This window comes from Acinetobacter sp. XH1741 (genome assembly GCF_041021895.1).
Classification (GTDB): domain Bacteria; phylum Pseudomonadota; class Gammaproteobacteria; order Pseudomonadales; family Moraxellaceae; genus Acinetobacter.
This window is the reverse complement of sequence record NZ_CP157428.1, coordinates 1,754,209-1,774,266: the sequence shown is the minus strand read 5'-3', so window position 1 is coordinate 1,774,266 and position 20,058 is coordinate 1,754,209. Positions and strand designations below refer to the sequence as shown.

General features: G+C 39.5%; 18 protein-coding genes and 1 pseudogene. 7 read left to right on the top strand and 12 right to left on the bottom strand.

All coding sequences use genetic code 11. The features are described from left to right. Nucleotides 1–15: 15 nt before the first annotated feature. Nucleotides 16–2,595 carry an ATP-dependent chaperone ClpB gene (gene clpB, locus ABLB96_RS08415; protein ID WP_348896712.1) on the bottom strand — a complete coding sequence of 860 codons (2,580 nt, stop codon included), beginning with the start codon at nt 2,593–2,595 and terminating at the stop codon, nt 16–18. Between the two features lie 300 nt (nt 2,596–2,895). On the opposite strand from clpB, the gene ABLB96_RS08410 reads away from it, so the two are divergent. Continuing rightward, on the top strand, nt 2,896–3,702 hold the full coding sequence (locus ABLB96_RS08410) for a peptidoglycan DD-metalloendopeptidase family protein (protein ID WP_348896714.1): 807 nt from the start codon (nt 2,896–2,898) through the stop codon (nt 3,700–3,702). On the opposite strand, the gene ABLB96_RS08405 is transcribed toward ABLB96_RS08410, so the two are convergent. The 3 genes and pseudogenes from ABLB96_RS08405 to ABLB96_RS08395 all read right to left on the bottom strand — a co-directional run. Then, on the bottom strand, nt 3,696–4,124 hold the full coding sequence (locus ABLB96_RS08405) for a GNAT family N-acetyltransferase (RefSeq protein ID WP_348896715.1): 429 nt from the start codon (nt 4,122–4,124) through the stop codon (nt 3,696–3,698). The two genes, ABLB96_RS08410 and ABLB96_RS08405, sit on opposite strands and share 7 nt — an antisense overlap. 90 nt (nt 4,125–4,214) lie before the next feature. Then, nucleotides 4,215–4,637, bottom strand: coding sequence for an OsmC family protein (locus ABLB96_RS08400; protein WP_001195082.1), 423 nt, complete (start codon nt 4,635–4,637; stop codon nt 4,215–4,217). 94 nt (nt 4,638–4,731) lie between these two features. Next, a pseudogene (locus ABLB96_RS08395) lies at nt 4,732–4,812 on the bottom strand (hypothetical protein); the annotation flags it as partial. 264 nt (nt 4,813–5,076) lie between these two features. On the opposite strand from ABLB96_RS08395, the gene crp reads away from it, so the two are divergent. Together crp and ABLB96_RS08385 are read left to right on the top strand one after the other, a co-directional pair. After that, nucleotides 5,077–5,784, top strand: coding sequence for a cAMP-activated global transcriptional regulator CRP (crp, locus tag ABLB96_RS08390; RefSeq protein WP_348896716.1), 708 nt, complete (start codon nt 5,077–5,079; stop codon nt 5,782–5,784). 159 nt (nt 5,785–5,943) lie between these two features. After that, complete coding sequence (locus ABLB96_RS08385; protein WP_348896717.1) at nt 5,944–6,993, top strand: NADP(H)-dependent aldo-keto reductase; 1,050 nt, start codon at nt 5,944–5,946, stop codon at nt 6,991–6,993. A 58-nt stretch (nt 6,994–7,051) separates the two neighbouring features. Here ABLB96_RS08385 and ABLB96_RS08380 read toward each other — a convergent pair whose 3' ends face one another. From ABLB96_RS08380 to gap, 6 genes are all read right to left on the bottom strand, one after another. After that, nucleotides 7,052–7,834, bottom strand: a complete 783-nt coding sequence (locus ABLB96_RS08380; protein ID WP_348896718.1) for a M48 family metallopeptidase — start codon at nt 7,832–7,834, stop codon at nt 7,052–7,054. 116 nt (nt 7,835–7,950) lie between these two features. Next, entirely contained in the window at nt 7,951–8,268 is a 318-nt protein-coding gene (locus ABLB96_RS08375) for a hypothetical protein (protein ID WP_348896719.1), read from the bottom strand. 123 nt (nt 8,269–8,391) lie between these two features. Further along, nucleotides 8,392–9,711 carry an adenylosuccinate synthase gene (locus ABLB96_RS08370; RefSeq protein WP_348896720.1) on the bottom strand — a complete coding sequence of 440 codons (1,320 nt, stop codon included), beginning with the start codon at nt 9,709–9,711 and terminating at the stop codon, nt 8,392–8,394. Nucleotides 9,712–9,772: 61 nt separating this feature from the next. After that, a complete protein-coding gene (locus ABLB96_RS08365) occupies nt 9,773–10,939 on the bottom strand; it encodes an ATP phosphoribosyltransferase regulatory subunit (protein WP_348896721.1) in 1,167 nt (388 codons plus the stop codon). Nucleotides 10,940–11,132: 193 nt separating this feature from the next. Further along, nucleotides 11,133–12,212 (bottom strand): hypothetical protein, encoded by a 1,080-nt coding sequence (locus tag ABLB96_RS08360; protein ID WP_348896722.1) that lies wholly within the window; start codon nt 12,210–12,212, stop codon nt 11,133–11,135. A gap of 162 nt (nt 12,213–12,374) precedes the next feature. Next, entirely contained in the window at nt 12,375–13,394 is a 1,020-nt protein-coding gene (gene gap, locus ABLB96_RS08355; protein WP_348896723.1) for a type I glyceraldehyde-3-phosphate dehydrogenase, read from the bottom strand. 269 nt (nt 13,395–13,663) lie between these two features. Here gap and alaS point away from each other — a divergent pair, with 269 nt between their 5' ends. The 3 genes from alaS to csrA all read left to right on the top strand — a co-directional run bounded on the left by alaS (nt 13,664) and on the right by csrA (nt 18,147). Beyond that, nucleotides 13,664–16,300, top strand: coding sequence for an alanine--tRNA ligase (gene alaS / locus ABLB96_RS08350; protein ID WP_348896749.1), 2,637 nt, complete (start codon nt 13,664–13,666; stop codon nt 16,298–16,300). Nucleotides 16,301–16,365: 65 nt separating this feature from the next. Beyond that, nucleotides 16,366–17,646 carry an aspartate kinase gene (locus tag ABLB96_RS08345; RefSeq protein WP_348896724.1) on the top strand — a complete coding sequence of 427 codons (1,281 nt, stop codon included), beginning with the start codon at nt 16,366–16,368 and terminating at the stop codon, nt 17,644–17,646. A gap of 246 nt (nt 17,647–17,892) precedes the next feature. Beyond that, on the top strand, nt 17,893–18,147 hold the full coding sequence (gene csrA / locus ABLB96_RS08340) for a carbon storage regulator CsrA (RefSeq protein WP_000906487.1): 255 nt from the start codon (nt 17,893–17,895) through the stop codon (nt 18,145–18,147). 69 nt (nt 18,148–18,216) lie between these two features. On the opposite strand, the gene rnhB is transcribed toward csrA, so the two are convergent. Both rnhB and ABLB96_RS08330 read right to left on the bottom strand, forming a co-directional pair. Continuing rightward, nucleotides 18,217–18,783 carry a ribonuclease HII gene (rnhB, locus tag ABLB96_RS08335; protein WP_348896725.1) on the bottom strand — a complete coding sequence of 189 codons (567 nt, stop codon included), beginning with the start codon at nt 18,781–18,783 and terminating at the stop codon, nt 18,217–18,219. Between the two features lie 67 nt (nt 18,784–18,850). After that, the gene (locus ABLB96_RS08330; RefSeq protein ID WP_348896726.1) at nt 18,851–19,228 is read right to left on the bottom strand and encodes a hypothetical protein; all 378 of its coding nucleotides are present in this window, start codon (nt 19,226–19,228) and stop codon (nt 18,851–18,853) included. Nucleotides 19,229–19,468: 240 nt separating this feature from the next. Between ABLB96_RS08330 and ABLB96_RS08325 the strand changes: the two genes are divergently transcribed. Continuing rightward, a complete protein-coding gene (locus ABLB96_RS08325) occupies nt 19,469–20,023 on the top strand; it encodes a cytochrome b (protein WP_348896727.1) in 555 nt (184 codons plus the stop codon). Nucleotides 20,024–20,058 lie beyond the last annotated feature (35 nt).

Below are 20,058 nucleotides of genomic sequence, written 5' to 3'. Positions count from 1 at the left end.
TTTAGCAGAAAAAGCTTAGCTGAGTTTCATTTTATCGAAGACTAAATGCCCATTTTCGCCTTTAACTAAAATGGTATCACCTGCGACAAAATCACCCGACAAGATTTTTTGAGCCAATGTGTTTTCAATCTGTTGTTGGATCGCACGTTTTAAAGGACGCGCACCATATACAGGATCGAAACCAGCATCAATCAATAAGTCAAATGCACTGTCATCTACAGTTAAACTCATATCACGGTCAACAAGTCGTGAACGTAAGCGGTCTAACTGAATATCCGCAATACCACGAATTTGTGCTTTTTTGAGTGAATGGAAAATGACAAGCTCATCAATCCGGTTAATAAATTCCGGACGGAAATGCTGACTTACCGCACTCATCACCACTGTACGCACTTCATCGTCAGTTGCACCTTCACCTAGCTCCCGGACATCTTGTGAACCCAAGTTTGAAGTCATCACAATAACCGTATTTTTAAAGTCCACTACTCGGCCTTGTGAGTCTGTTAAGCGTCCATCATCCAACACTTGTAGCAAGATATTGAAGACATCTGGATGAGCTTTTTCAACCTCATCAAAGAGCACCACACTATACGGCTTACGGCGAACAGCTTCAGTTAAAACACCGCCTTCTTCATAACCCACATAACCCGGAGGCGCACCAACTAAACGGCTGACAGAATGTTTCTCCATAAATTCACTCATATCGATACGAATCATGGCATCATCACTGTCAAACAAGAAGTTCGCCAAAGCTTTGGTCAACTCAGTTTTACCTACACCAGTTGGTCCTAAGAATAAGAATGATCCGCTAGGACGATTCGGGTCAGATAAACCAGCACGCGAACGACGCACTGCATTCGACACTGCAACAACTGCTTCATCTTGCCCTACAACACGGTCATGTAAAAACTCTTCCATATTAAGGAGTTTTTCACGCTCGCCTTGCATCATTTTAGCAACTGGAATACCTGTTGCAGCACTCACAACCTCAGCAATTTCGTTTTCAGTCACTTTAGTACGAATAAGTTTTGGCTCTTCGTTTTCTTCTGCAACTTCGTCTTGCTCCAGTTGTTTTTGAAGCTCTGGAATTACGCCATACTGTAAACGTGCAGCTTCTGCCAAATCACCCTCACGTTGCGCTTTTTCAAAAGCAATACGCGCTTTATCTAGTTCAACTTGAGCTTGTTTAGTGCCTTCTACCAGAGTTTTCTCAGCTTTCCAGATTTCTTCCAGATCGTTGTACTCTTTTTCAACCTCAGCAATCTGTTTTTCAAGATGAGAAACTTCGGCTTTACTGCCTGCATCTTCATCTTTTTTTACCGCTTCCAATTGCATTTTTAACTGGATTAAACGGCGGTCAAGCTTATCGAGTGCTTCAGGTTTAGAGTCAATCTCCATTTTAATACGAGAAGCTGCCTCATCAATCAAGTCAATTGCCTTATCTGGTAACTGACGATCTGTAATATAACGATGAGACATTTTCGCCGCAGCAATAATCGCTGAGTCTAAAATTTGCACACCATGGTGAGTAGCATATTTTTCTTTTAGACCACGTAAAATCGCAATGGTATCTTCGACACTTGGCTCATCAACCAACACTTTTTGGAAACGTCGCTCTAAGGCTGCATCTTTTTCAATGTATTGTCGGTATTCATCTAAGGTTGTTGCACCCACACAGCGCAATTCACCACGTGCGAGTGCAGGTTTTAACATGTTCCCCGCATCCATCGCGCCATCGCCTTTACCAGCGCCTACAAGCGTATGTAGCTCGTCAATAAACAGGATGATTTCGCCTTCGTGTTTCGCCAAATCTTTTAAAACAGCTTTTAAACGTTCTTCAAACTCACCACGATACTTCGCACCAGCAAGTAATGAACCTAAGTCTAACGATAAAACACGTTTATTTTTTAAGCCTTCTGGCACTTCACCATTTACAATACGTTGTGCTAAGCCTTCAACAATAGCTGTTTTACCAACACCTGGCTCACCGATGAGTACAGGGTTGTTTTTTGTACGACGTGACAAAACCTGAATGGTACGGCGAATCTCATCATCACGCCCAATGACCGGATCAAGTTTCCCAACTAAAGCACGCTCAGTTAAATCAATCGTATATTTATTCAGTGAGTCACGTTGGTCTTCGTGATTATTACTCATGACTTTGTCATTACCTCGAATATGTTCAATTACTTTGCGTAAGCTGTCGGGAGTTACACCTACGGCACTTAAAATATTTTTTGTTTCGCCCGTTTCTGCTAAACCCAATAAAACCCAGTCGGTTGACAAAAATTCATCGCCAGCTTTTTGCGCATAGCGATCGGCCAAGTTGAGTGCTTTAACTGCTTCAGGGTTTAAGTTGACATCACCCGTTGGGTTCGCAATGGTCGGAGCATCTTTTAAAGCCTGCTCAAGCTTTTGTTTAAGTTCAGGTAACCGTGCACCTGCTTGTTGCAACAAGCTAATATTGGACGGCTCTTCTAGTAAAGTACTCAAAATATGAATACCTGCTATAGCGGTATGGTCTTTACCCATCGCTAAAGATTGAGCGTCTGAGAGGGCTTGCTGCAAGCGGTTCGTAAATTTTTCAAATCGCATTCTTGTTATTCCTCACAACAAATTTGTACTTGTCTAATAGATGGGAACACTTTTTCGGATTTCAAATAAATTTTTATATATTTTTCATAAAGTTATAAAAAATACTATGAGTAAAACTCGATTATAATATGGGTTTGTTTTGTATATATTTCAAGTACACTTCGGCTACATTTTATTAAATAGCTTAAATATTTATATTTAATTTTGTCTGTTCCATCCTCTTCACAAAGTCTTCATTGAGAATTGCCTGATTAAGCTTTAATTTATCGCTTTAATTCCCTACTGATTTTGAAATTAAAAATGCGTTTAAAACATATTATATTAACAAGTTGTCTTTTGAGCTCGACTCTAGCAATGGCAGAGCTTCCACAAGACTCAAGAAGACCCGGTGGAATCGCAGTCATTCCCTTAAGCTCAGATATTACTCAAGTTACTTTTCAACATAAACCCGTTCTTATCAGCCAAGAAGGCCATCAACGTTATGCTGTAGTAGGTATTCCATTAGCAACTCCTCTAGGTAGTGTTCAGCTCGATACCAATAAAGCACCTATTCAGATAGAAGTTAAATCATATCCTTATGCCGAGCAGCGGATTAAAGTCACGAATCAGGACTATGTGAACCCTAATCAAAGTCAATTAGACCGTTATGCTCAAGAAGCTAAAGAGCAAAATGATATTTATAGCTCTTTCACTCAAAGCTCATGGCAAAGCTTACCCAAATTTATACGTCCAACTTCAGGAAAATTTACCAATTCTTTTGGAAGAAAACGCTTTTTTAATGGTGAAGAACGTGCTCCCCACTCAGGACTCGACATTCCAGCACCCGTAGGCCAAAAAGTAGTTGCACCTGCGGATGGTATAGTTGTTCAAACAGGACACTATTTCTTTAATGGTAAAACTGTCTTAATTGATCATGGCCAAGGCTTAATCAGTATGTTTTGCCATTTAAGCCAAATAAAAGTAGAAAAGGGACAACGTATCCATCAAGGTGAGGTACTCGGCTTAGTGGGCAAAACTGGACGTGTGACAGGCCCTCATTTACATTGGGGCATGAGTCTTAACAATGCTCGAGTAGACCCACAGCTTTTTCTAAACCGAACTCAGTAATTTAAAGCTTTACGAAAATACTTTGGCGCCTCGACATAGCCTTCTTTGAGGTAAAATTGATGTGCCAAAGGTCTTTGGATTCCTGAATGAAGTTCCATTCGATCACAACCACGTCGCTTTGCTAATCGCTCTGCTTCTTGTACAAGTAAATGCCCCACTCCTTTACTACGCATATTCTCATCAACACATAAATAGCATATTTTGGCAAAGTCCCCTCTTAAAGCAATTTGCGGAATAAAATAAAGCGATAAAAAGCCATACACATTTAGGTCATCGGCTGCTACCAATGTAATGGCGTTATGGTCTGTACTTAATCTTTGAAATTGCTCCTGAACCAATGTTAAAGGCTGGGAATATCCCATTTGTTCCAATAAATAACATATAGTCTCGGTATCTTCCCATTGAGCTAAACGGATATTCACTCAACATTCTCCTTTTACTTTTTAATTCTTCTGCACATAAAAAAAGCCAACATGGTTGTTAGCTTTTCTTTTTCAGGCATTCACATAAAATTATGCAGCTTCAATAATCTCAAAATCGTGGGTAATTTCTACGCCGCCATCAGATAGCATTTTACTCGCTGAACAATATTTTTCAGCCGATAGCTCAACTGCTTTTGCAACCTGTTTTTCTTTCACCGCTTTGCCTGTTACCACAAAGTGTAAATGGATCTTGGTGAAAACTGCAGGAATTGCATCTGCTCGCTCAGCTTTAAGCTGACATACGACATTCGTCACATCTTGGCGAGATTTCTTTAAAATAGTCACAATATCAAACGAAGCACACCCACCAAGTCCCATTAATATTAATTCCATGGGACGTGGTCCACGGTTTTCACCACCATACTCAGGTGAGCCATCCATCACTACACTGTGACCGCTCTCTGATTTCGCTTCAAAAGCAACATTCTCTAGCCAATGTACACTTGTTTGCATTGCAACTACCCAAAAAAAATTATAAATTTAAGCAGGGTCTGTTGACATTTCATCTATGGATTGCGTAATAGCTAAAAATTAATCCAAATAAAAACGCAAAACACAGACAAGGGCAATCCTTTGTCCAGTTTTGTAATAAAGTTTGTTAAATTTCAGCCAAAATCTGAGGTGCGATTCAAGCATCTGAGGTGCAGCGCAAGACCAGATTTTTTGTGCGTTTCGTTGTTAAGCTCTATTTATTTAGAATGACTAAATTCCATAGTTCTTGCTTCGTAACGTCTAGAAAAATCGTCTTATGTCGCAACCATCTGTGAAATGTCAACAGGCCCTTGTTTTGTACACTAACATAAAATGAGTTGATAAGGAATTTCATCTCTTCTGTGTAATAGCTCATCTCGAGCTTGTGTGAATTGTTTACCCTATTCGGAACATATCAAGCATGACTTCAAATTTTTCACAACTCAGCACAGATGCTTTATCTCCGGGGCAACTACCTGAATCCGTTAAAGCATTGTTAAAACGTGCTCACATCAACAGATATCCAAAACGAACCACAATTGTTGATGCCGGAACAGAGTCAAAATCTTTATATTTAATTTTAAAAGGCTCAGTTTCAATTATTTTACGTGAAGACGATGAACGTGAAATTGTTGTGGCATATTTGAATCCTGGTGACTTCTTTGGGGAAATGGGGCTTTTCGAACCGAATCCTCAACGTACAGCTGAAGTTCGTACTCGTGATGTCTGCGAAATTGCTGAAATTTCTTATGACAATTTTCACGAACTTAGCAAACAATATCCAGATCTCAGCTATGCCGTTTTCGCGCAACTTGTCCGTCGCTTAAAAAATACAACTCGAAAAATGACTGACCTTGCATTCATTGATGTGTCTGGTCGTATTGCACGTTGCCTAATCGACTTATCATCACAGCCAGAGGCAATGATCTTGCCAAATGGTCGTCAAATCCGTATTACTCGTCAAGAAATTGGCCGTATTGTTGGATGTTCACGTGAGATGGTTGGCCGTGTACTCAAAACCTTAGAAGATCAAGGCATGATCCAGACAGATGGTAAAGCTATTCTGATTTTTGATGCTTCATTAGAAGAAACGCCTGTCGCCGATGAAGACTATGATGATGAAGAATAATTACTCGTAATTATTAAATAAAAAGCAAACTTCGGTTTGCTTTTTTTATATGCAACAATGAGTTAATACACAAAACTTACAAACTATTCGGTTTTTATGATTTAAGTTGAATACATATTCTCCGTTAGGCTAACTCAAAATTTCCAAGGATTCAGCTGTATGCAATTTAACCCACTTAGTCGCACAGGCCTTAAACTTCCAGAAATTTGTTTAGGCACCATGACTTTTGGTGAGCAAAACTCCCAACAAGAAGCTTTTGAACAACTTAATTATGCCTTGGCACATGGTTTATATTTTTGGGATACGGCAGAGATGTATTCTGTTCCACCCAAACCTGAAACTTACGGCGCAACTGAAACCATTATTGGCAATTGGTTTGCCCAGCATGGGCAACGAGACAAAGTTTTTCTTGCATCTAAAATTGCAGGACCAGGCTTTGGTGGTACACACATCCGAGAAGGCCATACCCGCTTTAATAGCGACCATATTGCCAAAGCCCTAGATGGTTCACTTAAACGCCTCCAAACGGACTATATCGATCTTTATCAACTACATTGGCCTGAACGTCATACCAACTTTTTTGGTACGCTCGCCTATGGCAATCAACAAGCACAAAACGATTACGACACGACACCTCTAGAAGAAACATTACTCGCTCTACAAGACGAAATTAATCGCGGACGTATTCGCTATATTGGTTTATCAAATGAAACCCCTTGGGGCACTATGAAATTTTTACATTTGGCCGAAAAGCTAGGGGTTAGTAAATTTGTAAGTGTGCAAAACCCATATAGCCTGCTCAATCGTACTTATGAAATAGGCATGTCAGAAATTGCTAAATACGAAGATGTAGGTTTACTTGCCTATTCGCCTCTGGCATTTGGTTATCTTTCTGGCAAGTTTAGAAATGGCGCTCGTCCTGCTAATGCTCGCGTTACCCTATTTCCACGCTTTAGCCGCTACAGTAACCCTCAAAGCGAGTGGGCAACTGAACAATATGCACAGCTTGCTGAAAAACATGGGCTAAGCTTAACTCAAATGGCATTAGCTTTTATTAAACAACAGTTCTTTGTCACCAGTACAATTATTGGTGCAACTAACTTAGATCAACTCAAGGAAAATATTCAGGCTTTTGAAATCGAGCTTTCTCCAGAGATTTTACAAGGTATTGAAGCTATTCATATACAACAGCCTAACCCCGCTCCTTAAAATAAAAAACGGATGCCTAAGCATCCGTTTTTTACATTCGTTCTATAAGTTTTAAAACTTACCGACGGTTATTATAAATAGCTAATGCTGCTGGTAAGTTTTTACGCATATCGTTAATACGCTGTGAGTTAGATGGGTGAGTCGACAAGAAAGATGAACCGCCAGCGCCATCAAACTTGTTCATTTTCTCCCATAGCGTAATCGCAGCATTTGGGTTATAGCCAGCACGCGCCATTAACATTAAACCACCTTGGTCAGCACGGCTCTCTAAGCTACGCGAATAAGGTAGACCTACCCCTACTTGCGAACCCAATTGTGCAGCAGCCGCTCCGAGTTGATTGACGTTACCGCCACCAAGCTGACTTAAGCCAATATTTAATGCTAAATCAGTTAAAGCTTGAGCACCAATTTTACTTTTAGCATGTTCTTCCAAGGCATGCGTCATCTCATGCCCCATAACAGCTGCAATTTCAGCATCGGTCAGGTTCAATTTATTGACGATACCTGTGTAGAACACGACCTTGCCACCTGGTGCAACGTAAGCGTTAACCGTATCTGATTTCAGTACAGCTAACTGCCAGCTAAATGGCTGCCCTGTCTGGTTCACTTGGTCTGCATAAGGTCTTAAACGGTTAAAAACAGCATTAATACGGCTATAGGTACTTGAACTTGTATCTAAAGTCCCTTTACCGCGCGCTTCCTGCACCATTTTAGTAAAACCTTGTGCAGATTGAGCATTCAATGTTGCTGTATCTGCACCTGCCATGTCCGCCATCGTTGCGCAACCAGAAATTGTTACGACGCCCGCAGCGCACAAGCTTAAAAAGAGTTTTTTATTCATCAACATGAATCACCTAAATCGTTAAAAAGCTGTTTATTCTTTTGCACTTATTATAAGAAATACCAAACAAGCTTTGAATGTCTCATTTCTCTATGATCATAGTATTTATGTAACGATCAAGTAGATAAAGTCATCAAATATATCCAGAACAGCAAACATATTATATTTAAGCCAAGATAGATATAACTTAAAGGCTTAACTTTCTCTTCAATATTAAGACTTTCCCTTTTCCAGAGTAAATAACTGTTCTGTATAAGAACAACTGGAATTAAGACACACGCAATCAAAACCGAAAGACTCATGAATGCTGTCATAAAGAAGTCAGGATTATAATTTTGGCCATAGATGACCAACATAGCCAACGTTGGTGAACCACCTATAGCAAATAAAAAAGAATAAAAAATGGTTTTGGAAATAGTGGGTTGTAGCTTCATCCTGAGCTCATTATTCCTGATCTATATATAACGTTTTAATCCGAATCGAATAAAACCAAAACTGCACTTTAGTCGGATATAAAAAAGCCCCCTTTTTAAGGAGGCTTTTATCATCTTTGCTAATTAAGCAGAGAACGGATGACGTAAAACAATTGTTTCTGCACGGTCTGGACCTGTAGAAACGATATCAATCGGACATTCGATTAATTGTTCAATACGTTTCACATAAGCTAAAGCATTTGCAGGTAATTGATCAATGCTAGTTAAACCAACAGTTGACTCGCTCCAACCCGGCATAGTTTCATAAATTGGTTTCAAACATTCGAAAGAAACCGCATCAGATGAACCTACACAACCTGAATCGGTATTTTCATAACCCACGCAGATTTTTACTTCTTCTAAACCATCTAAAACGTCAAGTTTAGTCAAGCAAATACCTGAAAGAGAGTTAACGTCTACAGAGCGGCGTAAAATTTCAGCATCGAACCAACCACAACGACGTTGACGGCCAGTAGAAGCACCAAACTCGTGACCAACCGTACCTAGGTGCTTACCAATCGCATCACCTGTATCAGTTGCTGCATCGTAAACTAGTTCTGTTGGGAAAGGACCCGCACCTACACGTGTTGTATAAGCTTTGGTAATACCTAATACATAATCAAGATGTAAAGGACCCATACCTGAACCAGAACTTACGCCACCAGCTGTTGTATTTGAGCTAGTCACATACGGATAAGTACCGTGGTCGATGTCTAGAAGTGAACCTTGAGCACCTTCAAACATCACAGCCTTACCGTCTTTGCGATAGTCATGCAACACTTTAGTCACATCAACCACTAATGGAGCAAGCACTTCACGCCATTGGTTGCAAAGAGCCAATACATCTTCAAGTTTAACTGCTTCTACACCGTAGAACTGAGTTAATTGGAAGTTATGTAACTCAAGCATTTCAGTCAGTTTTTCTTCTAACGCTGCACCACCACGAACAAGGTCAGCAACACGCACTGCACGGCGAGCTACTTTATCTTCGTAAGCAGGACCAATACCACGACCTGTAGTACCGATTTTAGCATTACCACGTTTCTTCTCACGTGCCTGATCAAGTGCAATGTGGTTAGGCAAAATAAGTGGACAGTTTGGAGAAATACGAAGACGTTCCTTAACTGGAACACCCTCAGCTTCCAAAATTCCCATTTCTTCAATTAATGCTGCTGGTGAAAGCACCACGCCATTGCCAATTAAGCACAATACGTTTTCACGTAAAATACCTGATGGAATGAGGTGTAATACAGTTTTTTTACCACCTACGACAAGAGTATGACCTGCGTTATGTCCGCCTTGATAACGTACTACCGCAGCCGCCTGATCTGTGAGCAGGTCGACGATTTTACCTTTACCTTCGTCGCCCCATTGGGTACCAAGTACCACAACATTTTTGCCCATAATAGCCTCATTACATCATGCTGTTAAAATTGGAAACCACCAGTAAAATTACCGTTGGCGATTAAATCTTTTCAATATTCCATTGTCCGTTTTGCAACACCAGTTGGTGTGTCGCATAGGGAATAGAAGTTAAATCATCATTACCTAATAATTGAACCACACGTAAGCCTTGCGAACGCGCATTTTCAATTGCTTTAAGCAAATCTAAATCAGTACCTTTAGGTGCAACTACAGTTTCAATTTCAGCAAACTGATTTGCTCCTAAAGCATATAAATCACAACTAAAACCAGTAGCAGGACGCGCACGACCAAAATGTTCGCCAATACCATCATAACGACCACCTTGTGCTAAAGGGGCAGCACGGTTCGGCGCATAGACTGCATACATCAAACCAGTGTGATAGTGGTAACTGCGAAGTTCGACAACGTCAATTCCAACATTGAGAGTTGGCCAACGGTTTTTAATTTGGTCAAGTGTAGTTTTAAGTGCATCTAATGCTGCTTTAAATTCAGCATCTTGTAATATGTTCACACTTAGGTTTGCCTGTAGTGCAGCGAGATCACTTGAATAGCGGCCAAGCGCATAAAAATCAGAACCCATATTTAGGTTTTGAGTAAATTCAGCTAACTCAGGTAATGCCTTTCTTTGGTAAAGATCTGATAACTCATGCTCTTCATTTTTAGAAAGTCCAGCATATTTAACCAAACTGCGAAATAAGCCTACATGCCCTAAGTCTAAATGTGCACCTTGCAACGTATAGGCATTTTCAATTAGCCCAAGCATTACATCGACCATTTCAACATCAGCTTCGATACTATCGTGGCCATATAGCTCTGCACCCAATTGTAAAGGTGCGCGAGTCGCATTGAAATTTTGTGGTTTTGTATGTAATACAGTTCCTGCGTAACAGTAACGTGCTACACCTTCAACTGGTCTTACATGTGCATCAATACGGGCAACTTGCGGTGTCATATCAGCACGGATGCCGAGTAAACGGCCTGAAAGCTGGTCAATGACTTTAAAAGTTACTAAATCCAGGTCTTGATTTGATTCTGATAATGAAGACAAAGATTCGATGTATTCGATAAATGGTGTATATACCAGTTGATAACCTCGTACTGCGAGGAAATCGATAGCTTCACGGCGAAGTTTTTCAATGACTTGCGCCTGTTCCGGCAATACATCTGCTACCCCGTCAGGCAGCAACCATGTCTCTGAAATGGTCATATTTCAAGCCTAAAATCTGATCAACGTGGAACGACCCCACATAAAAAAATCGGGAACACACCCGATTTCTCTTAGTGTAGCATGATACTTTGTGCCATGCACCTTACAATTTGCATAAATCTTACTTAATAAACTCTAAAGTCAAAAAGAAGCCTGTATAAATTAATAAGAATATTCAATACCTTACTCTACTTCATTTACTATTATAGACAAAAGTTCTTCGACCAAAGAAAGGGGCAATATCTGAGCTATCGCCTTGTTTCCAATTAACCAAATTTAACTGTTGAATAGCTTTAGCTGCTTGAGTATTAAAAGCAAAGCAACCTTTTTCAAGATTTGCAATTTTTAACTTTTGTCTTAAAGCAATTAATGCATGCCCATTATTAAGCGGGCCATCATCAGCTGAATAAAGGTGAGACTTCTCATAAGCTAACTCTCTATCAGCATCCCACGAGCTACTTGATACAAAATCGATATTCGCAGACTGGTTATTATTATTTCCCAATGCACTTTGAATATCCTCCGTTTCCAAGTTTTCTAACACAACTAAGTTATAGCCATACCACTGAGAGTTTATAAGTCTAAAATACTTTTTATCTTGACCCAAGTTATTATATCTTTCGATAATTGACTGCTTTTTCTCACTAAATAGAGGGTTTGAACTAAAACCAGATATATCTGAAATATAAGATTGATTCCATTGAGTCTCTTTTAAACGATAGCAGTAGCTATTTTTAGGGAACGTAATATTTTTATAATTTCGATAGAAGTCAATTAAATTTTTATCAAGCTGATCATGAAGTCCAGTATCTAAGTTTTTATTCTCTCTATAGCCAGGCAATACTCTATCAAAGATTTTTTCACCATCTATTTTAACAATTTCAAAATTTAAGTTTTGTTTTAAGCTTGGTGTAAGCTCATAAGTCCAACTGCTAGGGGTTAATCTTTTCACAATATTTGTTTGTAAAGTTCCTTTATTTAAAACTTTCTGTTCAGTTAAAAGGTCCTTTTCTAGCGGCTGGTTATGTGACTTTGCAAAGAATACTTCATTATTCTTAATAGAATATTGAGTAATTTCGAAAAAATCACTATAGCGCCCAGAAGAGATATCGGAAGGCTGATAATAAACCTGATAAATTTTATTTTCTTTTTCTAAATTACTCTCAGCTTGATCATCCGTATATTGATCTGAACTTTCACCACCACATGCAGTTAAAGTCATAGTAGATGTAATAATTAAAAAACCACTTATTCTTTTTAAGTTAAATTTCATATGAACTCTATAGTTAAAATTTTAATGTTTGCGAATCATACAAATAGAAATACCTGTATACAACACAGATATTAAATTTTCTTTTAGTTTTATATCGAGATTTATATTAATAAAAAAGGATATTAAATTAACTTAATATCCTTAAACTATTTAAATTTACATTTAGAAAGAATCACACAAATCCAATAATCGATTTGCATAGCCCCATTCATTATCATACCAAGCAAATACTTTCGCTTGATGCCCAACCACCATGGTCTGGGTTAAATCAACAATGAGTGAATATGGCGAATGATTAAAATCACTTGAAACTAATGGTTCATCTGTAACAGCCATAATTTCTGCATAATCTGTTTCAGAAGCTTTAATAAGCAACTCATTAATATGATGAACAGTAATTGGAGATTGCGCCATGAACGTTAAATCAATTGCTGCCACATTAATGGTCGGAACTCGAATTGAATAACCGTCAATACGATCTTCCATTTTCGGCATTACCCGTTTTAATGCCCCAAGTGCGCTAGAGGTTGTTGGAATAATATTTTGCCCTGAAGCTCTGGCACGACGCAGGTCACGATGCGCATGATCAAGGACAGATTGGTCTGCCGTTACCGCATGAATCTCAGTCATGAGCGCCGTTTCAATACCGAATGCATCATCAATAATTTTAACTAAAGGAACCAAAGCCTGCGTAGTACATGACACACTCGAGATAATCCGATCTGACGGCTTCACTTCAGCATGGTTAACACCATAAACAATGGCTGCATCAACATGATCAAAAGGTGCAGCCCCAATAATGACTCGTTTTGCACCTGCTTCTAAATGACGGGTTGCATCGGCATGCGAACGGAACAAGCCAGTACATTCAAGTACAACATCAATGTGTAAACTAGCCCATGGCAACAGTTCCGGTTGTTTCTGCTTTAAAACCTCAACTTTTAAATTTCTTTGATTCGACCGGATATTTAAATAAATCTTTTCATTCTCAATAACAACATCAACCTTGCCATGAAAACGACCATGGGTTGAGTCGTATTTAAATAAATGCACCAGTGTCTGTACATCTGCTATATCGTTAATCGCCACGATTTCAAAATGAAATTGTTTCGGGCTCTCAAACCATGCACGTAAAACATTACGTCCAATCCGGCCAAACCCATTAATGGCGATACGTTGCATGACTTATCCTTATCTACAAAACCAGAAGCGAAAGAAGGCATATAGTAAAACACGTCAAGGCCAATTGAATATAGATTTTTAGCCAAATCACAGTTTTGTAAGATATTCCCGCTAAAATCGTTGGTTCGGTGGGGTTTTTCCGTTACAATTTAGCGTTTTTTAAAAATAAGCCCCGTGTCACATGCGAGATTTGTGAATAAACAAACTTGTGGTGATGCTTTTAGCCAAATTCGAAAATATGGAGTGACTTGGTTGTGAGTACTCGTTTAATGACATCTGCTGAAATTCGTGAAGCATTTTTGCGCTACTTTGAGACGCAAGGGCATACACGTGTCGCGTCGAGTTCTCTTGTTCCTGCCAACGACCCAACTTTATTATTTACAAATGCTGGGATGAACCAGTTTAAAGACTGTTTTTTAGGTCTTGAAAAGCGTGACTATGTACGTGCAACATCTTCTCAAAAATGTGTGCGTGCTGGCGGTAAACATAACGATTTAGATAACGTTGGCTACACTGCTCGTCACCATACATTCTTTGAAATGTTAGGTAACTTCTCATTTGGTGATTATTTCAAACGTGATGCGCTCAAATTTGCTTGGGAATTTTTAACCAGCGAACAATGGCTTGCTTTACCAAAAGATAAACTTTATGTCACTGTTTATCATACCGATGATGAAGCTTACGACATCTGGAACAAAGAAATTGGTTTAGCACCAGAACGCATTATCCGTATTGGTGACAACAAAGGCGAAAAATACGCATCAGATAACTTCTGGGCAATGGGTGATACAGGTCCGTGTGGTCCATGTTCTGAAATTTTCTTTGACCATGGTGATCACATTTGGGGTGGCTTACCAGGTTCACCTGAAGAAGATGGCGACCGTTTCATTGAAATCTGGAACAACGTTTTCATGCAGTTTAACCGTACTGCTGATGGCGTGCTTCACCCACTCCCTGCTCCATCTGTTGATACAGGTATGGGCTTAGAGCGTATTTCTGCTGTATTGCAACATGTTAATTCAAACTATGATATTGACCTATTCCAACACTTATTAAAAGCTGCTGCAAATATTATTGGTATTGAAGACGAAGGTCAGCCTTCTTTACGTGTCGTTGCAGACCATGCACGTTCATGCTGTTTCTTAATTGCTGATGGTGTAAACCCAAGCAATGAAGGCCGTGGCTATGTACTTCGCCGTATTATCCGCCGCGCTGTTCGTCACGGTAACAAGCTTGGTGCAACAGGTACGTTCTTCTACAAAATGTTGCAACCTTTAATTGAAGTGATGGGTGATGCATATCCAGAGCTTGCCGTTCGTAAAGATGTGATTGAAGCAACTTTAATTCGTGAAGAGGAACAGTTTGCTAAAACACTTGAGCAAGGTCTAAAACTTCTCGAAGGTGAACTTGCTCAGTTAAAAGACAAAACTATTCCTGGTGCGACAGTATTTAAACTTTACGACACTTACGGCTTCCCAACAGACTTAACGGCTGATATTGCACGTGAACGTGGCTTTATTATTGATGAAGCTGGTTTTGAAGTTGAAATGGCTGCACAGCGTCAACGTGCACGTGACGCTGGTAAATTTGCTGTTGACTATAACAACATTGTAAAAGTTGAAGGCGAAACTCAGTTTGACGGTTATATCAACACAACTGGTCAAGGCCAGATTGTAGCGATCTATAAAGATGGCGTACAAGTTGATGAAGTTTCTGAAGGTGACGAAGCACTAATCGTTTTAAACCAAACTCCTTTCTATGCTGAAAGTGGTGGTCAGATTGGTGATACAGGTATCTTCAAAAACGAAACAGGTATTTTTGAAGTTCAAGATACTAAAAAGTCTGGTGGTGCCTTTGTTCATCAAGGTATTGTGACTGTTGGTAATCTAAAAGCAAATCAAAATGTAGAAGCGATTGTTAAAGCAGATCTTCGTGAAGCTACTGCACGTAATCACTCAGCAACTCACTTGTTACATGCTGCCCTTCGTCAAATCTTAGGTTCACATGTACAACAAAAAGGTTCTTTAGTTGCAAGCGACATCTTACGTTTTGACTTTGCAAATGACCAACCAGTTTCATTTGAACAATTACAACAAGTTGAACGTCTCGTAAATGCTGAAGTGATTGCAAATACTCCTGTGACGACTGAACTTCTCGACATTGAAGCAGCGAAAGCAAAAGGCGCAATGATGTTGTTCGGTGAAAAGTACGGTGATGAAGTACGTGTACTCTCTATGGGTTCAGTCATTGATGAGAAAAACTTCTCAATCGAACTTTGTGGTGGTATTCATGTAAAACGTACAGGTGATATTGGTTTATTCAAAATCACGTCTGAAGGTGGTGTAGCTGCCGGTGTACGTCGTATTGAAGCAGTGACTGGCACTAAAGCGTTAGAAGTGGTACAAAAAGCTGATAACGATATTCAGCACATCAATAGCTTATTAAAAGCACAGAAAGACCAAACAGTTGAGCGTGTACAAGCCAATGTAGAATTGGTATCTGCACTACAAAAGCAGATTGAACAACTCAACCAGAAATTGGCAAACTTCCAAGCGGCTGACTTGATTGACCAAGTACAAACGATTGCTGGTCGTCAAACGCTTATTACCACTGTTCAGGGTGTAGATGCGAAAGCGCTTCGTAACCTACATGACAGTGTTAAATCAAAATTAGAAAACGCAGTGATTGTGTTAGCAGGTGTAGAGGGTGACAAAGTCAGCCTGCTTGCATCAGTCGCGTCGCAATACACTGCTAATCTAAAAGCAGGTGACATCATCAAACATCTAGCGACTGAGTTAGGTGGTAAAGGTGGTGGTAAACCTGACTTAGCACAAGGTGGCGCGCCACTTAACGAGAAGTTTGGACAAGTTATCGCAGCATTGCCTGCTTGGCTTGAACAAAAATAAGACTTCACTTTTTGTGTAACTGACCCTGAAAAGCCTCTCAGGGTCATGGCTTATATGGAACAACTATGGCACTAATCGTTCAAAAATATGGCGGTACTTCTATGGGTACCCCCGAGCGCATTTTAAATGTTGCTCGTCGTGTGAAGCGTTGGCATGATCACGGTCACAAGGTTGTTGTGGTCGTATCTGCAATGAGTGGTGAAACAAACCGCTTGCTAGCCCTCGCTAAAGCCATTACCGAAACACCTGACCCACGTGAGTTAGACCAAATGGTTTCAACCGGTGAACAGGTGACGATTTCCATGTTAGCTATGGCACTTAATTCGATTGGTGTGGAAGCTAAATCCTATACCGGACGTCAAGTCGGTATTAAAACTGACAGTGCATTTACCAAGGCGCGTATTGAGTCTATTGACACAGATGTCATGACCAATGACCTAAATGCAGGCCGTGTGATTGTGGTTGCAGGCTTCCAAGGCTTTGATGCCAATGGAAACACAACAACTCTAGGACGTGGTGGTTCAGATACTTCTGGTGTTGCCATTGCAGCTGCTTTAAAAGCAGATGAATGCCAAATCTATACTGACGTTGATGGTGTTTACACTACAGACCCTCGTGTTGCCCCTAAAGCAAAGAAAATTGATCGTATTTCTTTTGAAGAAATGCTAGAAATGGCATCATTAGGTTCTAAAGTTTTACAAATTCGCTCAGTAGAGTTTGCCGGAAAATATCAGGTTCCTTTACGCGTATTATCAAGCTTTGATAATGACAACGACGGCGTGTTTGACGACGAATTTAAAGAAAATGTAGGTACACTCATTACGACTGAGGCGGAAGATACTATGGAACAGCCAATCATTGCAGGTATTGCTTTTAACCGTGACGAAGCAAAATTAACGATTTTAGGTGTGCCTGATGAACCAGGTATTGCTTCTAAAATTTTATCACCAGTAAGTGATGCCAACATTGAAGTAGACATGATAGTTCAAAATGTTGAAGAAGATGGCACAACAGATTTCACTTTTACTGTAAACCGTGTAGATTTAGCAAAAGCTGAAAAAATCTTAAACGAAACTGCCAAAAATATTGGTGCACGTGAAGTTTCAACACGTGATGATATCGTTAAAGTATCTATCGTTGGTGTAGGTATGCGTTCACATGCAGGCGTAGCGAGCAAAATGTTCACTGCCCTTGCTGACGAAGGCATTAACATCCTTATGATTTCTACATCTGAAATTAAAGTTTCTGTCATTATTGACGAGAAATATCTTGAACTTGCTGTTCGCTGCTTACATACCGCTTTTGGTTTGGATCGTGAACATGGTGAAAGCAGCGCCCGCGCTTAATTTTACCAAACGGTCAAGAATTCATTCAAAAATGTTTACTTGTCCGACAATAATGAAAGAAAACACAGAGCCGCTATAGTTTTTTTTATAGCGGCTCTGTTATATTAAACGGAAAGTTTTTTGGCAGAGATTATCAAAATATGACTTTGTTCTCATATTTCTGTTAGAATCTGACTGAAAACTGAGGTTGAGCTTTTTATTTGGGTACCAATATTGCAGTTTTAAGCGTTTAGCAAGGAGATAAACATGCTGATTCTGACCCGCCGTGTCGGGGAAACATTAATGATTGGGGATCAAGTCAGTGTTACTGTGCTTGGCGTCAAAGGAAACCAGGTTCGAATTGGTGTGAATGCACCAAAAGAGGTTTCTGTTCATCGCGAAGAAATTTATCAACGTATTCAACATGAACGTGCAATGCATGAACACCTTCAACATCTTGATCAAGATTATCAAGTTTCATATGAAGATGATAATTATGCACAGAAAAACTTCAATCGTTAGTATGAAGTTATTCTCTCCCTAATTAAAGCGACTTTATAGTCGCTTTAAATTTTTTGGGAGTATCTAAATTTATAGGCCTAATGCACGTTTTACCGGTGCATAACTACGGCGATGCTGATCAATCACCCCATGAGCTGCAATCGCTTCAAAGTGAGCTTTAGTTGGATAACCCTTATGTTTGGCAAAACCAAATGATGGATATTCTTGATCCAAAGCTATCATTTGACGATCACGAGTGACTTTAGCCAAGATACTCGCTGCACTAATCTCAGCATGCGTTGCATCGCCACCAACAATCGCTTCGCAAGGAATGATGATTCCCTTTGGAATTTGATTACCATCTACAATGACTTTTTGCGGCTGTGTTTTCAGGCCATCTACTGCACGCTGCATTGCTAAAAAAGTCGCTTGCAAAATATTCAGTTCATCAATTTCTGCATGCGTCGCTTCTGCGATTGACCATGCCAAAGCTTTTTCTTGAATTTCGATAAACAACTTTTCACGTTTTTTTTCAGTTAATTTTTTAGAATCGTTCAATCCTAAAATTGGATTATTCGGATCTAAAATAACAGCTGCAGCAACAACTGAACCCACTAATGGGCCTCGCCCCGCCTCATCTACGCCTGCAACGAACATGTATACTCCAATGAAAAAAAGAGGCTGATCAATATGAATCAGCCTTCTTTAAAACTTAAATTATTAATTACTTTTGTAAAGCTTCAGCCACGCAAGCATTTACAGTATTAGAAACGACTTGAGTTACTATTGTTGCACGTGCAGCTGGGTCAAGTGCAGCGGTAGCCAAATCAACTGCAGTAACACTGTTTGGTGCCTTTTCACTTACGCAACCACAAACATTAGTTTGAATACTATCACGTTGTTCAGCAGTCATAAGCTTTGTTGCTGTTTTCCATGCAGCGACATTATTAATTTCTGTAATACATTTCGCATTTACAGCAACTTTTAATGCAGTCATGCCTAATTGTTGAGTTGTAGTTTCTGCAGAACCTGTACCAGGTGTTGTTGCACATGCAGTTAAAGCCAAAACAACTGGTGCTACAGCGAGCATCAATTTTTTCATCATTTTTTCCTTTGATCGAACCTCAGCAGCGCGTATTTTGCCTAAACTTGTGATTAGAAGAAACAAATAAATTGATGCATTTGTGCAATCTACTGCTCTTTTCATCTCGTTCTAACAAAGCACATAATTTTTTAATTAAAGCGTTCTGTTTATAGCACGCTCCGTTACGAGAACAACATTTCTCAAAAACTGTACTTTCCCATAGAATCTAGCGCTAAAATGACAAAAAAAGGGTCTTTTATGCCTGCCTCATCCTCTCAATACTACACCCGTACTGCGCAGATTCTGCATTGGGTGATGGCCATCATTTTCATTACAGCTTGGGTGATTGGCTTCTATAGTGGAAATTTTTTAAGTTATGATACTAGTACCATTAAAGGCGATGTCATTACACTGCATAAAAACATTGCCACAACTATTATCTTTTTGGTGATTATCCGGATTTTATGGCGATATACACACCCAGCTCCAAAGTTGCCTGACACGATGTCACCAATAATGAAAACCCTAGCTCATATTGGACATTTATTACTCTATGTGATTTTGGTCGCTTTACCTGTTACTGGTTGTTTATTTAGCTGGAGTGCAGACCACCCTGCTCCAGTTTTATATTTATTTGATATTCCACGTTTAGTTCAAAAAAATGATGAACTTTTAGCTATTGTTAAACCATTACATATTTATATTTCATGGTTTGCAGGTTTACTTATTGTTGGGCATATCCTTGCAGCTTTAAAACATCACTTTATTGATAAAGACAATATTTTAAACAGCATGACCAAACAACCAAAATAAATTTTGTGTAAAAAAACCGCCTATATCAGGCGGTT

Bases quoted from the DNA above. Each gene is read 5' to 3' on its own strand.
- clpB (WP_348896712.1), bottom strand. From the start codon at position 2,595: ATGCGATTTGAAAAATTTACGAACCGCTTGCAGCAAGCCCTCTCAGAC.
- ABLB96_RS08410 (WP_348896714.1), top strand. From the start codon at position 2,896: ATGCGTTTAAAACATATTATATTAACAAGTTGTCTTTTGAGCTCGACT.
- ABLB96_RS08400 (WP_001195082.1), bottom strand. From the start codon at position 4,637: ATGCAAACAAGTGTACATTGGCTAGAGAATGTTGCTTTTGAAGCGAAA.
- crp (WP_348896716.1), top strand. From the start codon at position 5,077: ATGACTTCAAATTTTTCACAACTCAGCACAGATGCTTTATCTCCGGGG.
- ABLB96_RS08385 (WP_348896717.1), top strand. From the start codon at position 5,944: ATGCAATTTAACCCACTTAGTCGCACAGGCCTTAAACTTCCAGAAATT.
- ABLB96_RS08380 (WP_348896718.1), bottom strand. From the start codon at position 7,834: ATGAATAAAAAACTCTTTTTAAGCTTGTGCGCTGCGGGCGTCGTAACA.
- ABLB96_RS08375 (WP_348896719.1), bottom strand. From the start codon at position 8,268: ATGAAGCTACAACCCACTATTTCCAAAACCATTTTTTATTCTTTTTTA.
- ABLB96_RS08370 (WP_348896720.1), bottom strand. From the start codon at position 9,711: ATGGGCAAAAATGTTGTGGTACTTGGTACCCAATGGGGCGACGAAGGT.
- ABLB96_RS08365 (WP_348896721.1), bottom strand. From the start codon at position 10,939: ATGACCATTTCAGAGACATGGTTGCTGCCTGACGGGGTAGCAGATGTA.
- ABLB96_RS08360 (WP_348896722.1), bottom strand. From the start codon at position 12,212: ATGAAATTTAACTTAAAAAGAATAAGTGGTTTTTTAATTATTACATCT.
- gap (WP_348896723.1), bottom strand. From the start codon at position 13,394: ATGCAACGTATCGCCATTAATGGGTTTGGCCGGATTGGACGTAATGTT.
- alaS (WP_348896749.1), top strand. From the start codon at position 13,664: ATGACATCTGCTGAAATTCGTGAAGCATTTTTGCGCTACTTTGAGACG.
- ABLB96_RS08345 (WP_348896724.1), top strand. From the start codon at position 16,366: ATGGCACTAATCGTTCAAAAATATGGCGGTACTTCTATGGGTACCCCC.
- csrA (WP_000906487.1), top strand. From the start codon at position 17,893: ATGCTGATTCTGACCCGCCGTGTCGGGGAAACATTAATGATTGGGGAT.
- rnhB (WP_348896725.1), bottom strand. From the start codon at position 18,783: ATGTTCGTTGCAGGCGTAGATGAGGCGGGGCGAGGCCCATTAGTGGGT.
- ABLB96_RS08330 (WP_348896726.1), bottom strand. From the start codon at position 19,228: ATGAAAAAATTGATGCTCGCTGTAGCACCAGTTGTTTTGGCTTTAACT.
- ABLB96_RS08325 (WP_348896727.1), top strand. From the start codon at position 19,469: ATGCCTGCCTCATCCTCTCAATACTACACCCGTACTGCGCAGATTCTG.